Annotated in this window: 13 protein-coding genes; 9 read left to right on the top strand and 4 right to left on the bottom strand. The window is 66.0% G+C overall.

Going from position 1 to position 14725, the window contains the following annotated elements:
• The first annotated feature begins 86 nt into the window (after positions 1-86).
• Positions 87-2174, top strand: coding sequence for a TonB-dependent siderophore receptor (locus tag DN388_RS13620; RefSeq protein ID WP_255000400.1), 2088 nt, complete (start codon positions 87-89; stop codon positions 2172-2174).
• Positions 2175-2316: 142 nt separating this feature from the next.
• Here the strand turns inward: DN388_RS13620 and DN388_RS13615 are convergent, their stop codons facing one another.
• The 4 genes from DN388_RS13615 to DN388_RS13600 all read right to left on the bottom strand — a co-directional run bounded on the left by DN388_RS13615 (position 2317) and on the right by DN388_RS13600 (position 7772).
• A complete protein-coding gene (locus DN388_RS13615) occupies positions 2317-2517 on the bottom strand; it encodes a hypothetical protein (protein ID WP_078481589.1) in 201 nt (66 codons plus the stop codon).
• Between the two features lie 183 nt (positions 2518-2700).
• Positions 2701-3807, bottom strand: a complete 1107-nt coding sequence (aguA, locus tag DN388_RS13610; RefSeq protein WP_255000397.1) for an agmatine deiminase — start codon at positions 3805-3807, stop codon at positions 2701-2703.
• Between the two features lie 2 nt (positions 3808-3809).
• Complete coding sequence (gene aguB, locus DN388_RS13605) at positions 3810-4688, bottom strand: N-carbamoylputrescine amidase (RefSeq protein WP_054915930.1); 879 nt, start codon at positions 4686-4688, stop codon at positions 3810-3812.
• A gap of 198 nt (positions 4689-4886) precedes the next feature.
• Complete coding sequence (locus DN388_RS13600) at positions 4887-7772, bottom strand: aminotransferase (RefSeq protein WP_255000395.1); 2886 nt, start codon at positions 7770-7772, stop codon at positions 4887-4889.
• A gap of 134 nt (positions 7773-7906) precedes the next feature.
• On the opposite strand from DN388_RS13600, the gene DN388_RS13595 reads away from it, so the two are divergent.
• The 8 genes from DN388_RS13595 (at position 7907) to rfbD (ending at position 14587) form a co-directional block, all read left to right on the top strand.
• Positions 7907-8596: a WbqC family protein gene (locus DN388_RS13595; protein ID WP_255000392.1), complete on the top strand. Its 690-nt coding sequence runs from the start codon at positions 7907-7909 to the stop codon at positions 8594-8596.
• A complete protein-coding gene (locus tag DN388_RS13590; RefSeq protein ID WP_255000391.1) occupies positions 8593-9477 on the top strand; it encodes an NAD(P)-dependent oxidoreductase in 885 nt (294 codons plus the stop codon). Before DN388_RS13595 ends, DN388_RS13590 begins: the two co-directional genes overlap by 4 nt.
• A complete protein-coding gene (locus tag DN388_RS13585; protein ID WP_255000389.1) occupies positions 9474-10451 on the top strand; it encodes an ATP-grasp domain-containing protein in 978 nt (325 codons plus the stop codon). Before DN388_RS13590 ends, DN388_RS13585 begins: the two co-directional genes overlap by 4 nt.
• Positions 10432-11109: a metallophosphoesterase gene (locus DN388_RS13580; RefSeq protein WP_255000386.1), complete on the top strand. Its 678-nt coding sequence runs from the start codon at positions 10432-10434 to the stop codon at positions 11107-11109. Before DN388_RS13585 ends, DN388_RS13580 begins: the two co-directional genes overlap by 20 nt.
• Before the next feature lie 124 nt (positions 11110-11233).
• Positions 11234-12316 (top strand): dTDP-glucose 4,6-dehydratase, encoded by a 1083-nt coding sequence (gene rfbB, locus DN388_RS13575; protein ID WP_255000384.1) that lies wholly within the window; start codon positions 11234-11236, stop codon positions 12314-12316.
• Positions 12313-13194 (top strand): glucose-1-phosphate thymidylyltransferase RfbA, encoded by an 882-nt coding sequence (gene rfbA / locus DN388_RS13570; protein ID WP_255000382.1) that lies wholly within the window; start codon positions 12313-12315, stop codon positions 13192-13194. The genes rfbB and rfbA overlap by 4 nt, the downstream gene beginning before the upstream one ends.
• Positions 13185-13730, top strand: a complete 546-nt coding sequence (gene rfbC, locus DN388_RS13565; RefSeq protein WP_043861650.1) for a dTDP-4-dehydrorhamnose 3,5-epimerase — start codon at positions 13185-13187, stop codon at positions 13728-13730. The genes rfbA and rfbC overlap by 10 nt, the downstream gene beginning before the upstream one ends.
• Positions 13727-14587: a dTDP-4-dehydrorhamnose reductase gene (gene rfbD / locus DN388_RS13560; RefSeq protein ID WP_255000380.1), complete on the top strand. Its 861-nt coding sequence runs from the start codon at positions 13727-13729 to the stop codon at positions 14585-14587. The genes rfbC and rfbD overlap by 4 nt, the downstream gene beginning before the upstream one ends.
• The last annotated feature ends 138 nt before the right edge of the window (positions 14588-14725 follow it).

Here is a 14725-nt window from a genome sequence, read left to right as displayed (position 1 = left end):
ACCACAACGGTGCGTAAATAGCGCTAACATTTGGGAATGCAAAGCATTACCATTCGCACCCTTTTCATCACCAAGTACCTTTGCCGATGCGTGCCACGCCTGTCCCTTGCCGTCTTTCCCCTGTGTCTCTGGGGCTTTGCGCCCTGTTCAGCTCCAGCCTGGCGTGTGCTGCCAGCACCACGTTGCCCGAGCTGTCGGTAACCGCCGACAGCGACCGGGATGACCCTCGGGTCAAGGAAGTGACCACCGCCACCCGCACCTCCACCCCGGCGCGCTACGTGCCCCAGGCCATCGATTCGATCAAGACTGCCAGCGTGCACGACTACGGCACCCATGACCTGGGCAAGGCCCTGAGCGGCATCCCCAACGTCAGCAACAGCGCCGACACCCGCTTCGACAGCCTGCGCATCCGAGGCTTCGACGCCAGCAACGACTTCTACCTGGACGGCATCCGCGACGACAGCCAGTACGTGCGCGACCTGTACAACATCGAACGGATCGAGGTGCTCAAGGGGCCGGCGGCGGTGCTGTACGGCCGCGGCAGCCAGGGCGGTATCATCAACCGCGTGAGCAAGGCGCCCGAAGCCGGCCGACGCTCCAGCATCGAGGCCCAGGGCGGCAGCGACGACCTGCGCAGCCTGTATGCCGACCTCAGTGCCGACCCCAGCGACACCCTCAGCCTGCGCCTGAACATGGGCAACCGCGACAACAACAGCTTCCGCCACGGCATCGACGGCAGCCGCCAGCTGTTCGCGCCCTCGATGAGCTGGCAGCTCAGCCCGGACCTGAACTGGCTGCAGTACGAATACAGCCGCTACAACCGCACGCCCGACCGCGGTATCCCCGGCGATCCGCGCACCGGTCGCCCGGTGGATGTCAGCCGCAGCACCACCTATGGCGACCCGCAGCGCGACTACATCGACGACACCGCGCAGTCGCTGCGCTCGCGCCTGAACTACCAGCTCAACGATGCCTGGCAACTGCGCCATACCCTGGGCCTGTTCCAGCTCGACAGCGACTTCGACAACACCTACCTCACCGGCTACAACGCCAGCACCGGCCTGGTCGGGCGCCAGCGCTGGCAGCAGGACCTGAACACGCGCAACCTGTTCAACACCGTGGAAATCGAAGGCAACGTGTCGACCTTCGGCCTGGAGCACACCCTGCTCACAGGGCTCGAACTGGGCGAGCAGCGCCGTCACTCGCTGCTGCGCAGCGGCAAGGGCGTGCCGGGCGTCGACCTGTTCAACCCGGACCGCGGCCAGCAACACAACGGCGTGCTGACGGTGTCCAGCAACAACCATACAGACGTGCACAGCCGTGGCCTGTATGTGCAGGACCAGGTCCGCCTGAACGATCAGTGGCAACTGCTCGTGGGCCTGCGCCATGACCGGTTCGAGGTGGACACCACCAGCAAGGTCAGCGGCCTGAGCGAAAAGCAGCAGAGCAACAGCACCAGCCCGCGCCTGGGCGTGGTGTGGACGCCGCTCAGGGACCACGCTTTCTATGCCTCGTGGAGCAAGACCTTTTCGCCGGTGGGCGGCGGCCTGATCGGCATCACCCCGGGGGCGGCGGGCAACGCCAACGAAACCGGGCCTGAACATACCCGGCAGAAGGAGATCGGGGTCAAGAGCGAGTGGCTGGACGAGCGCCTGAGCACCACCCTGGCGGTGTACGAGCTGGAGCTGTACGACCGCCGCAGCCGCGACCCGGACAACGCCGACCGCTACATCCTCACCGGCCTGCAGCGTTCGCGCGGGGTCGAACTGACCGCCACCGGCAAGCTGGGAGGCAACTGGTATGTGCGCGGGGGCATCGGCCTGCAGGACGCCACCATCGTCGAAGACACCGAAGGCAATGCCGGCAACCGCATCAACGACGTGGCGCGGCGCAACGCCAGCCTGTTCGTCACCTGGAAACCGGAAATGGGCTGGTACGCCGAAACGGGTGTGACACTGGTGGGGCAGCGTTATGCCGATACCAGGAACACCATCGTGCTGCCGGGGTATGGCAGCTGGGACGCGCTGGTGGGCTGGCGCACGCAGGATTGGGATGTGCGCGCGGCGCTGAGCAACATTGCCGACAAGACCTACTACAGTTCGGCGACCAGTGCCGGGCAGATCCAGTTCGGTGATCCGCGCAGCCTGGTGGTGACGGGTACCTACAACTTCTAGAACTGCGGTGCTGCCATCGCGGGTCAAGCCCGCTCCCACAAAGACCGCGCCACCCCCTGTGGGAGCGGGCTTGACCCGCGATCAGGCCAGTACAGCCTCCACAAAAAAGGGCACCACCGCAATCGGTGGCGCCCTTTCCAGTTCAGCGGTAGCACACCCCCAGCAGCGCATCGAGCTCTGCCTCGGTGATCAACCCCTGTGGATAACGTTCCACCAGTGCACGTCGTGGATCGGTCTTCCTGACCCGGAGGGTTCCATGGTGTTTCAACCACTGCGCCACTGCCTCAAGCGCCTCGAGGTTCACCACCGATGGGTGCGAAACCGGTTCACTTGTCGCATTCATTTCCACACGTACTCCCAGAAGTGTGAGCGGCTACCTTAATCAAACTTTGTGACAGAACTGCGCCGTCGTACTTGCTTGAAATACAAGGCAAAACGAATACAAGAGGTGTGCCAGTTGCGTCGCCGGCCATCGCGCAGGCAAAAAAAAGCCCGTCGATGACGGGCTTGATTTGCCAGGCCGCTCTCAGCGCTTGGTAGGGGCGGGTTGCTGCTGGGTCAGGCAATGGATGTTGCCACCGCCCAGCAACAGCTCGCGGCCCGGCACCATGACCACTTCGTGGTCGGGGAACAGACGCGCCAGGACCGCTCTGGCCTCGGCATCGGCGGGGTCGTCGAAGCTCGGCGCGATGATCCCGCCGTTGACGATCAGGAAGTTCACGTAGGAACCGGCCAGGCGTACCGACGGGTTGCGCTCCTGGCTGCCGGCCACCAGATCGACCCCGGCGCACTCCTCTTCGGTAGCGTACAACGGGCCCGGGATCGGCATCTTGTGCACCACGAATTCACGGCCCTTGGCATCGCGCTGGCTTTGCAGCACCGCCAGGGCAGCGCGGCAGCGTGCGTAGTTGGGGTCTTGCGAATCATCGGTCCAGGCCAGTAACACTTCGCCCGGGCGCACGTAACAACAGAAGTTGTCCACATGCCCGTCGGTTTCGTCGTTGTACAGGCCCTCGGGCAGCCACACGATGGTGTCCACCGCCAGTTGATCGCGCAGAATCGCCTCGATCTGCTCGCGATTCAGGTGCGGGTTGCGGTTGTGGTTGAGCAGGCACTCCTCGGTGGTGATCAGGGTGCCTTCGCCATCCACGTGAATCGAGCCGCCTTCGAGCACGAAGCCCTCGATGCGGTAACGCTGGCAGCGCTCCATTTCCAGCACCTTGGCCGCCACCTGTTCGTCGCGGTTCCACGGCGCGTACAGGCCGCCCTCGAAGCCGCCCCAGCTGTTGAAGCCCCAGTGCACGCCGCGCACTTCGCCGCTGTCGTTGATCACGAAGGTCGGGCCGGTGTCACGCACCCAGGCGTCGTCGTTGCTGATTTCCACCACACGGATGTTGGGCATGTCCAGTTGCGCACTGGCGTTTTCGTACTGGCCGGCCGACACACCCACGGTGACCGGCTCGAAACGCGCGATGGCCTTGGCCACCGCCACGTGGGCGGCCTGGGCCGGCTTGCCGCCCAGGCGCCAGTTGTCCGGGCGCTCGGGCCACAGCATCCATACCTGGGTTTGCGGTGCCCACTCGGCAGGCATGTGGAAGCCGTCGGCGCGCGGGGTAGTGTTCAGGGTCTTCATGGTCAGGATTCCAGTGAACCGTCGAGGGTTTTGATCGCACCATACAGGTTCGGACGGCGGTCACGGAAGGTGCCCCAGGCGCTGCGCACGTGTTCCAGTTTGTCCAGGTCGAAGCTGTGCACCAGCACGCCCTCTTCGGTCTGGTCCAGTTCCTCGACCTTTTCGCCGAACTGGTTGGCGATGAACGACGAGCCGTAGAAGGTGATGGCGTAGCCGTCCTGTTCTTCGCGGCCGATGCGGTTGCTGGCCACCAGCGGCATCAGGTTGGCGCCGGCGTGCCCCTGCTGCACACGCTGCCAGTGCTCGCGGGAGAGGATATTGGCATCGTGCGGTTCGCTGCCGATGGCGGTGGGGTAGAACAAAATCTCCGCGCCCAGCAGCGCCATGCTGCGGGCGCACTCGGGGAACCACTGGTCCCAGCAGATGCCCACGCCGATCTTGGCGTAGCGGGTCTGCCACACCTTGAAGCCGGTGTCGCCGGGGTTGAAGTAGTACTTCTCGTGGTAGCCGGGGCCGTCGGGGATGTGGCTCTTGCGGTACACGCCCAGGTTGCTGCCGTCGGCGTCGATGATCGCGATGCTGTTGAAGCGGGCGCGGCCGGCCAGCTCGTAGTAGCTGATGGGCAGCACCACCTGCAGCTCCCTGGCGAGCGTCTGGAAGTGCGCGATGGCGGCGTTGGTTTCGGTGCGCGTAGCCAGTTGCAGGTAGTCGGCATTGGGCTTCTGGCAGAAGTACGGGGTTTCGAACAGTTCCTGGATCAGGATGATCTGCGCGCCCTTGGCGGCGGCTTCGCGCACCAGTTTTTCGGCGGTGGCGAGATTTGCCTGGCGGTCCCAGGAACAAGCCATCTGGGTGGCGGCGACGGTGACGGTACGGCTCATGGGAACCTCCTTGGGAAGGTACAAGGGAAGACGATGAGCACTTTATAGCCGATAAATATCGGCTTTAAAAGCCAAAAATAATTAAACCTCTCAGGTTCGTGCGATTATTAATCGATATTAATCGGCGCTAGGGAGGATTCGTTGACTGCTTCGCTGGCAAGCCAGCGAATGCAGGACAGCGCCCTCCCGACTCCGCCTCTACACCCCCTGCGCCAACACCCGCTCCACACTGTCCACAAAGAAATCCACGCTCGCCCGCGTAGTGCACATGGGCGGCTTGATCTTGAGGATGTTCAGGTAGTCACCGGTCGGCTGCATGAAGATGCCCAGCTCGCGCAGACGCTCGCACAGCGCCGCCGTCTCTTCGGTGGCCGGTTCCAGGCTGACGGCATTGCGCACCAGCTCCAGGCCCAGGTAGAACCCCGACCCATGCACCGCACCCGCCAGCGGATACTTATCGACAAGCGCCTGCAGACGCGCCTTGAAGTACCCACCCACCTCGCGCGCGTTGTCCCACAGGCCCTCCTCCTCCATCACGTCCAGCACCGCCATGCCGATACGGCAGCTCACCGGGCTGCCACCGGCCGACGAGAAGAAGTAACCCTCGGCCTCCAGCGCCTCGGCGATCTCGCGCCGAGTGATCACCGCGCCCAGCGGCTGGCCGTTGCCCATGCCCTTGGCCATGGTGATGATATCCGGCACCACACCCTGCTGCTCGAAGCCCCAGAAGTACTCGCCCAGCCGCCCGTAGCCCACCTGCACCTCGTCGGCGATGCATACCCCGCCCCGCGCGCGCACCCTGGCATACACCTGCTGCAGATACCCCGCCGGCAACGGAATGCCGCCGGCATTGCCGTACACCGGCTCGCAGATGAACCCCGCCAGCTGACGCTCGCCGATCTCGGCCAGGCGTTCGTCGACATCGCGCACATAGTCGGCGGTGGTGTCCTGCCCACGGTACTTGCCGCGGTAGGTGTTCGGTGCGGTCACCGGGTGCACCCAGTCGGGCCGGGTGCTCAATGCCTGCGGGTTGTCGGCGATGGAGGTCGAGATGGCATCGGTGGCCACCGACCAGCCGTGGTACGCCTCCAGCACGCTGAGCATGTCGCGCCCGCCGCTGGCCGCCCACGCCAGGCGGATCGCCAGGTCGTTGGCCTCGGTGCCGCTGTTGACCAGGAACACCCGGTCCATCCCCGGCGGCGCCAGCGCCAGCAGGCGCTCGGAAAACTCGGCGATGGCCGCATAGTGAAAGCGCGAGTTGGTGTTGAGCAGCGACCACTGGCGCGCCGACTCGCTCACCATGCGCGGGTGCCCATGGCCCAGCACCGCGACGTTGTTGAGCATGTCCAGGTACGAGCGCCCCTGCATGTCGATCAGGTAGTTGCGCCAGCCGCGCTCGATATGTGGCGGCTGCTGGTAGTAGTGCTTCTGCGAGCGCGCGAAGCTGGCGTCGCGACGCGCCAGCAGGGCATGCGGGTCGGGCAGTGGCGCGGCGTCGCAGTCAAAGCCCAGCAGCGCAGCCGGCGAAGGGCACAGCGCCTGCCACGCCAGCGCACGCGAAGGCGCGACGAAGTTCGGCGGTTGCAGGCCGGCCACGCGGCACAGCTGCACCTCGAGCTCGGTGGCGTGCCCCAGCGGCTCGCCCTGGGCGATGACCGCGCCCGATGCGGGGCTTTGCACCACCCCGCGCAGCCACAGGCTGGAGGCGTCACCTTCAAGGCACGCCCAGCCCTGCTCGCCGTGGCGCCAGGTGCCGGCAAACGGCGCCACCAGCGCACTGTCCACGGGCAGGTGCAGCTCCACGTGCAGCGCACAGGTGTGCGGTTCCAGCGGGTTGTCGATATGGGTCTGCGACAGGCGGTACTGGGCATACAACGTGCTGGCCGGGGCCGCATGGGTACGCAGCAGGTGCTGGTCGATGCCGGGCTGCTGCCAGTTGCCGGCGCTGAAGTGCTCGCTCAGCACGCCAAGATCGACCCGCGCCACAGCCTGGTCGCGCAACCCCGGCAGCAGCATGCCCGTGGCCGGCAGCGGCGCGGGCGCAAGGCCGGCTAGTTGCATGATCGCCGCCTCCATCAATGCAAACGGCACACCGGCTGCCACCTCGAAGATCTCCCACTCATGGGCCAGGTTGTCGCGGCTGTAGGTGTTGCCGGGGTCGACGCCCACCTGCTGCTCGCCACTGAGCACCAGCACCGCCGCGCGCGCCACGATCATCGGCCATAGCGCTCGCAGCTCGGCCTCGTGCAGCGGGTTGAGCGCATGGTAGGCAGCGATGGCCGGCAGGATGCGCAGCGGGTCGCCGTCGACATGATGCAGCAGCGCCGCGCAGGTCACCGACAGGTCGGCGATGCGCCAGGTGTGCAGCAGGTCGCCGAAATCGATCACCCCCTGCAACTGCCACTCGCGTGCGCCATCGCGCTGCCACACGGCGTTGTCATCGGTAATGTCCAGGTGCACCGCCTGCATCGGCAGCTGCGCCAGAAGCGGCTCTAGCGCCACGCGGGCCTGCTCGGCAATGGCCTGCACCCGCACCTTGCGCGGCCCGTCGGCCAGCACCGGGAGCAGGTGGGCGATCACCGCCTGGGCATGGCGCGGGTCCCATTGCAGGGTGCGCTCCAGCCCGGGGTGGGTGAAGTCCGCCAGCGCCAGGTCGACCCGTGCACACAGCGCCCCCAGCTCGTGCATCAGGCGCGGCGCCATGTACGGCAGGCGGGTCAGGGTCTGGCCCTCGATGTAGGTGAGCACCCGGGCGCGCACCGGCTGGCCGTCGATCGTCAGTGCCAGCAACGGCTCGCCACCGTTGGCACGACGAACGGCCGGTACCGGCACACCCTGACGATGCAGGTGCTCCAGCGCCGAATGCTGGGCTTCAAGCTCCTGCTGCGCATAGTCGCCATGGCAGACCTTGAGCACGAAGCGCCCGTGGGGCGAATCGACGCGAAAGTTCAGGTCCTGCTGGCTGCCCAGCGGCTGCAGCGTGCCTTGCAGCCCGTAATGCGCCTGCAGCAGCTGCGCCGCCTGGGCCGGGTCGAGATCGGGGCATGCCAGGCTGGCGCGGTGAATGAGGGTGTTCAGCGACATGGAGAAGGCCTCGATTTTTTTTGTCGCTTATATCGCCACCGCTGCTGCCGATAAGCAAGGGGAGTGACGAAGAGAAAGAATTGAACGTATTCTGACCCGCCGTCGATTTCGCCCTCCAACCCCGGGACAGACGCTTGAAGCAGGTTGCCATCCTCCAATCCAACTACATTCCCTGGAAGGGGTACTTCGACCTGATTGCGGCCGTGGACGAGTTCATCGTCTACGACGACATGCAGTACACCAAGAACGACTGGCGCAACCGCAACCGCATCAAGACCCCCAACGGCCTGGAGTGGCTGACTATCCCGACCGGGCAGAACATCAACCGGCGCATCCGCGACGTCGAGCTGGCCCCGGGCAACTGGCAGGCCAAGCACTGGAAGAGCCTGGTGGCCAACTACGCCAAGGCGCCTTGCTGGCACGAAGTGGCCGCATGGCTGCAACCGCTGTACCTGGACCGCCAGCACCGCAACCTGAGCGAGCTCAACGTGCTGCTGATACAGGCCGTGTGCGACTACCTGGGCATCACCACGCGCATCACCCGCTCGTGGGACTACACCCTGGGCGAAGGCAAGACCGAACGTCTGGTCGATCTGTGCCAGCAGGCCGGAGCCACGCACTATGTGTCCGGGCCGGCAGCCAGGGACTACCTTGATGAGCGCCAGTTCGCCGACAGCGCCATCGAGCTCAGCTGGTTCGACTATGACGGCTATCCCACCTATCCACAGCAATGGGGCGATTTCAGTCACGCGGTCAGCATTCTCGACCTGCTGTTCAACTGCGGGCCCCGCGCCGCGCACTACATGAGGTATGCCCCACGATGACCCGCGACATTTCCACCCCACGTCCACCTCTCGGCAGCCTGGTCATCGGCAGCACCTCCGTGATCGGCCAGGCCATCGCGCACGGCCTGGCGCAACTGGGCCCGGTGCAGACCGCAGGGCGGCGTGATGCCGACGTGTTCTTCGACCTGAGCCAGCCCGACCGCGTACCCGCCAGCGTGCCGCCGTTCGACGTGGTGGTACTGGCCGCCGCCGACTTTGGCGGCCCCGGCATCGACGACCTGATCCGCGCCGAGCAGGTCAACGCGGTCGGCACGCTGGCCGCCTGCCAACTGGCACAACGCAGCGGGGCCAGGCACCTGATACTGATTTCGTCGGTGTTTGCCAGCCACGTCCCGGGCGACCCTCACTACAGCATCTACTCGCTGTCCAAACGCCACGCCGAGGAGCTCGCCAGCCTGTTCTGCAGCGCGCACGGCATCGCCCTGACCATCCTGCGCCCCAGCCAGGTGTATGACGCCGCCGGTGCCTGCCGCACCCATCAGCCGCTGCTGTATGCCTTCGCCGACCAGGCCCAGGCCGGCAACGACATCAGCCTGTTCGGCAACAACGACGCGCGGCGCAACTACCTGCACCTGGACGACCTGGTGCAGATCTGCACCCGTGTGGCCGCCACCACGACCACCGGGCTGTTCAACTGTGTCCACCCCGACAGCCCTGCACTGAGCGAAATCGCCCAGGCCGCGTTGTCCGCCTTCGGCCAGCAGGGCCAGGTGCGCTTTCTGCGCGAAAAGCCGGATGTGCCCGACCTGCCAGCGCAGCTGCTCGACCCGGCGTTGCACGCCGCCATCGACTTCATGCCGCAGGTGAATATCCACCAGGGTTTCGAAATGATCCGACAGCATCGGGAGCGCACGGCATGAGCACGGTCATGGTTACCGGCGTGGGCGCCATCATGGGCTACGGCCTGCTCAAGTCGTTGCGTGCCAGCGACCCGGCCGTGGTGCTGGTAGGCACCGATATCTACGACGATGCCGCCGGCAGGGCCTGGTGCGACGCCTTCGCGCAGGCGCCCCTGACCGCCAGCGCCGACTACCCGGCGTGGCTCGAACGGGTGATCAGGCAGCACGCGGTCGACCTGGTGATACCTGGCATCGAGCAGGACCTGCACTGGTTTTCGGACCACCGTGAACAGGTGGCGCAACTGGGCTGTGGCGTGGTGCTCAACAGCCGAGCGCTGATCGATCTGTCCCGCGACAAGTGGGCAATGGACCAGGCGCTGGCCGCCGCCGACGAGCCGGCGCGAATCCCCAGCTACCTGTCGGGCAGTTTCGCCGAGCTGGTCCGGACCCTGGGCCTGCCCTTCCTGCTCAAGCCACGTCGCAGTTATGCCTCCAAGGGCCTGGTGTGGGTACAAAGCGCCAGCGACTTCGAACCCCATGCGCACCTGCTGGGCGAGGTGCTGATGGCCCAACCGATCATCGGCAGCGCCGAGCAGGAGTTCACCGTGGCGGTGTTCGGCGATGGCGAAGGCGGTAGCTTCGGGTCGATCACCCTGCAGCGCAAGCTGGCCGCCGACGGTTCAACCGCCAAGGCCTGGGTGCGCCAGGAGGCTTCGCTGGATGAAGTGGTGGCGCGCCTGTGTGCACACTTCAGGCCCGTGGGCCCGACCAACCTGCAGTTTCGCCGCGACGCCGACGGCAGCTGGAAACTGCTGGAGATCAACCCGCGTATCTCCTCCACCAGCTCCATGCGCCGGGCCTTCGGCTACAACGAGGCGGCCATGTGCCTGGACTTCTTCCTGAACCGCAAGGCGCCCCCCACTCCCGAGATCCGACCGGGGTTCGCGGTGCGCTACATCGAGGAGCTCGTGGTCCATGATCGGGATCATTTCTGATATCCACGGCAACTTCGTCGCACTCTCGGCGGTGCTCGACGAGCTGGAGCGCCTGGGCGTGTCGCAGATCATCTGTCTGGGCGACACGGCCGGGTACTACTGCCAGATCAACGAGTGCTGCGACGCGCTGCGCGAACGCGGCATCTTCAGCCTGATGGGCAACCACGACTGGTACCTGTCGAGCAACACGCCCTGCCCACGCTCCAACAGTGCCAACGCCTGCCTGGACTACCAGAAGGGCATCCTCACGGCCGCCAACGCGGCATGGCTCGCGGCATTGCCCGCACGCGGCCGGCAACACGGCATCGAAGTGGTGCACGGCGGCTGGAACGACCCCATCGAAGAGTACCTGCGCCCCTCGCAGGCATATTTCGGGGCGCTGCCCGGCACGCACTTCGCCTCGGGCCACACCCATGTGCAGATGCTCTGGCAGGGCCGCGGCAAGGTCTACTGCAACCCCGGCTCGGTCGGCCAGCCACGCGACGGCGACCCGCGTGCGGCCTTCGCGACCTGGCACGCCGGCCAGTTCACCCTGCACCGTGTGGCCTACGACATCCCGCGCATGCAGCAGGCGATGAGCGACGCCGGGTTCACCGCGTACTTTTCCGACAACCTGCCCCTCGGCGCGCAGATCGGCGGCAGGATCAGCCACTATTAACTACGCGGGCATTCGGCCGATAGCCTGACGTCGGCCAGCGCTGCGTTGCCCTTGCACCGGCCGGCGCGTGGCGACAAGCTACGAGCCACCTGAACACCACCCGCTGCACCAAAGGCCATTCGACATGCGCATACTCATCACCGGCGGTGCCGGCTTCATCGGTTCGGCGCTGGTCCGCCACCTGATCGAGCACACCGACCACCACGTGCTCAACCTGGACAAGCTGACCTACGCCGGCAACCTGGAGTCGCTGCACAGCATCGCCAGCAACACCCGCTACGAGTTCGTGCAGGCCGATATCGTCGACCAGGCCACGGTGAGCGCGGTGCTGGAGCGCTTCCGGCCCCAGGCGATCATGCACCTGGCAGCCGAGTCGCATGTCGACCGCTCCATCGACGGGCCAGCGGCGTTCATCCAGACCAACATCGTCGGCACCTACAGCCTGCTCGAAGCCACCCGCGCCTACTGGGGCACGCTGCCGGCCGCCGAGCGCGAGGCGTTTCGCTTCCATCACGTGTCCACCGACGAGGTGTATGGCGACCTGCATGGGGTCGACGACCTGTTCACCGAAACCACTCCCTACGCACCCAGTTCGCCCTACTCGGCGAGCAAGGCCGCGTCCGACCACCTGGTGCGCGCCTGGCAGCGCACCTACGGGCTGCCGGTGCTGCTGACCAACTGCTCGAACAACTACGGGCCGTACCACTTCCCGGAAAAACTCATCCCGCTGGTGATCCTCAACGCCCTGGCGGGCAAGCCGCTGCCGGTGTACGGCAATGGCCAGCAGGTGCGCGACTGGCTGTTCGTCGAGGACCATGCCCGCGCCCTGCTCAAGGTGGTCACCGCAGGTGAGGTGGCCCAGACCTACAACATCGGCGGGCACAACGAGCAGACCAACCTCGAGGTGGTGCACGCCATCTGCGCACTGCTCGAAGAGCTGGCCCCCGCACACCCGGCGGGCGTGGCGCGCTATGCCGACCTGATCACCTTCGTGCAGGACCGCCCCGGCCACGACCTGCGCTACGCCATCGACGCCGGCAAGATCGAGCGCGAGCTGGGCTGGCGCCCTGAAGAAACCTTCGCCACCGGCCTGCGCAAGACCGTGCAGTGGTACCTGGATAACCTGGAATGGTGCCGCCATGTGCAGGACGGCAGCTACCAGGGCCAGCGCCTGGGCAACAGCGATTTCAAGGACCTGATTGCATGACCAAAGGCATCGTACTGGCAGGCGGCTCCGGCACGCGCCTGCACCCCATCACCCTGGGCATTTCCAAACAGCTGCTGCCGGTTTACGACAAGCCGATGATCTACTACCCGATCTCGGTGCTGATGCTGGCCGGCATCCGCGAGATCCTGATCATCTCCACCCCTCACGACCTGCCACACTTTCGCCAGCTGCTGGGCGACGGCAGCCAGTTCGGGGTGCACTTCGAGTATGCAGAGCAGCCCTCGCCCGACGGCCTGGCCCAGGCGTTCCTGATCGGCGAATCGTTCCTCGGTGACGACTCGGTGTGCCTGATCCTGGGCGACAACGTGTTCCACGGCCAGCGTTTCACCGAGCAACTGCTGCGCGCCGCCGCCCACTCCAGCGGCGCAACGGTGTTCGGCTATTGGGTCAAGGACCCGGAGCGTTTCGGCGTGATCGAGTTCGACGCGGCAGGCAACGCCTTGTCGATCGAGGAAAAACCCGCGCAGCCCAGGTCCAGCTACGCGGTCACCGGCCTGTACTTCTACGACAACGACGTGGTGCGCATCGCCCGCGACATCAAGCCTTCGCCGCGTGGGGAGCTTGAGATCACCGATGTCAACAATGCCTACCTGCGCCGTGGCGACCTGCGCGTGGAGCGCTTCGGGCGTGGCTTCGCCTGGCTCGACACCGGCACCCACGACAGCCTGCTGGAGGCCTCGCAGTACGTGCAGACCATCGAGCATCGCCAGGGCCTGAAGGTCGCCTGCCTTGAAGAGATCGCCTTCCAGCAGGGCTGGATCTGCCAGGAGCGTCTGCTGCAACGGGCCAAGGCCTTCGGCAAGACCGGCTACGGCCAGTACCTGTACGGCCTGACCGGAGACCAGCAATGGAAGTGATCGCCACCGCGCTACCGGACGTGCTGATCCTCGAACCCAGGGTGTTCGGCGATGACCGCGGGTTCTTCTACGAGAGCTTCAACGCCCAGGCCTTCAGGGCCGCAACCGGCATCGATGCACAGTTCGTGCAGGACAATCATTCGCGCTCGCTTCGCGGCGTGCTGCGCGGCCTGCACTATCAGGTGCACAACCCCCAGGGCAAGCTGGTGCGCGTGACCCAGGGCGAGGTGCTGGACGTGGCGGTGGATATCCGCCGCAGCTCGCCGACCTTCGGGCAATGGGTGGCGGTACACCTGTCGGCCGCCAACCACCGGCAGGTGTGGATCCCCCAGGGGTTTGCCCACGGTTTCCGGGTGCTCAGCGACAGCGCCGAGTTCCTGTACAAGACCACCGACTACTACAACCCGAGCGCCGAGCGCTGCATTCGCTGGGACGACCCGCAGCTGGCCATCGACTGGCAACTGGACGCACCGCCGCAGCTGTCGGCCAAGGATCAGGTCGGCCAGTTGCTCAAGGACGCCGACCTGTTCCCATGAAAATCCTCATCACCGGGCGCAATGGCCAGCTCGCCCAGGCCCTGCAGCAGCGCCTGGCCGGGTTGGGCCAGGTGCATGTACTGGGCCGCGAACAGCTTGACCTGGCCGAGCCCGAACGCATCCGCCAGGTAGTACGCGAGCTGAGCCCCGACCTGCTGGTGAACGCCGCCGCCTATACCGCAGTCGACCAGGCCGAAAACGAACCTGCGCTGGCCTTCGCCATCAACGCCACTGCACCCGGCGTACTTGCCGAGGAGGCCGCACGGCTGGGCGTACCGCTGCTGCACTACTCCACCGACTACGTGTTCGACGGCAGCAAGGCCACGCCCTACACCGAAGACGACGCGCCCAACCCCCTGAGCGTGTACGGACGCAGCAAGCTGGCTGGCGAGCAGGCCATCCATGCCGTGGGCGGCGCGCACCTGACACTGCGCACCAGCTGGGTGTACTCGTTGCACGGGCGCAATTTTCTGCTGACCATGCAGCGTCTGCTGCAGGAAAAACCGCAGCTGCGCGTGGTCGCCGACCAGATCGGTGCACCGACCTGGGCCGGTAGCCTGGCCGCCAGCACCCTGGCGTTGATCCAGCGCTGGCAGGCCGGGCAGGCGGGTGCGTGGGGCACCTACCACATGACCGCGCAGGGCCAGACCTCCTGGTTCGGTTTCGCCCAGGCCATCGGCGAGCATCTGAAGGCTCAGGGCAGGCCCTGCGCGCAGCTGCTGCCGATCCCGTCCAGCGAATACCCGACCCCGGCGCAGCGCCCACTGAACTCGCGCCTGGACTGCAGCCGCCTGCGCCAGCAGTGGCAGGTGGAGCAGCCAGACTGGCTTCAAGCGCTGATCGAGTGCCTGAAGTAGCGCATAATGCGCCCAACGTTTCTGCGCCCTTTGCGACGCCATCGCGGGTCAAGCCCGCTCCCACGGGATAATCAGTGGCCTTGTGGGAGCGGGCTTGACCCGCGATGGGCTGCAACGCAGGCCCCCCACCAAAGCCCG

The organism is Pseudomonas sp. S12(2018) (assembly GCF_024355235.1).
Classification (GTDB): domain Bacteria; phylum Pseudomonadota; class Gammaproteobacteria; order Pseudomonadales; family Pseudomonadaceae; genus Aquipseudomonas; species Aquipseudomonas palmensis.
Note: the sequence above shows the minus strand (reverse complement) of the source record. Positions and strands in the feature narration are given on the sequence as shown.